1 protein-coding gene is annotated in these 544 nt (G+C 61.8%); it reads left to right on the top strand.

The genetic code is table 11. The features are described 5' to 3' along the window. Positions 1 to 60 precede the first annotated feature (60 nt). Positions 61 to 544, top strand: a 484-nt coding sequence (locus AWB67_RS39285; protein WP_087660953.1) for a Crp/Fnr family transcriptional regulator, incomplete at its 3' end; no start/stop codon positions are given.

Here is a 544-nt window from a genome sequence, read left to right as displayed (position 1 = left end):
GACAGTGATGTCGGCATTCCCGCGTAAAATCTGTCGCGTAGCCGACACCTCGAGATGTCAATGGAACCCAGGCTGCCCGACTATCGTACTCAACTGGAATCGACGCCGTGGTTTCGCGGCCTTCCCGTCGAACTTCAGGACTATCTGATACGCAATGCGACCCTGCTTCGACTGGAGAAAGGGCAGGCGCTGTATCGATGTGGCGATCCCTCTTATGGGTTGTACGCCGTGCTCGAGGGTGCGCTCTCGATCGGGACGGTCGGCGTCGATGGCAAGGAAGCCTTGCTCGCCGTGCTCGGTCCAACCGCATGGATCGGCGAGATTTCGATGTTCGACGGCTTGCCGCGTCCGCACGACGCGATCGCCGTCAGCCGGGCGCTCTTCATGCATGTGCCGGAGCCCGCGCTGCAAAGCCTCCTCGACACCACGCCGCGTTACTGGCGCGAGTTCGCGCTGTTGATGGCGCAACGCCTGAGACTGTCGTTCAAGAACGCTGAGTCCCTGAGCTTGCAGCCCGCTGCACAACGTGTCGCAAGCCGACTGC

The organism is Caballeronia terrestris (assembly GCF_001544515.1).
Classification (GTDB): domain Bacteria; phylum Pseudomonadota; class Gammaproteobacteria; order Burkholderiales; family Burkholderiaceae; genus Caballeronia; species Caballeronia terrestris.
This window is presented reverse-complemented; position numbering and strand designations above follow the sequence as displayed.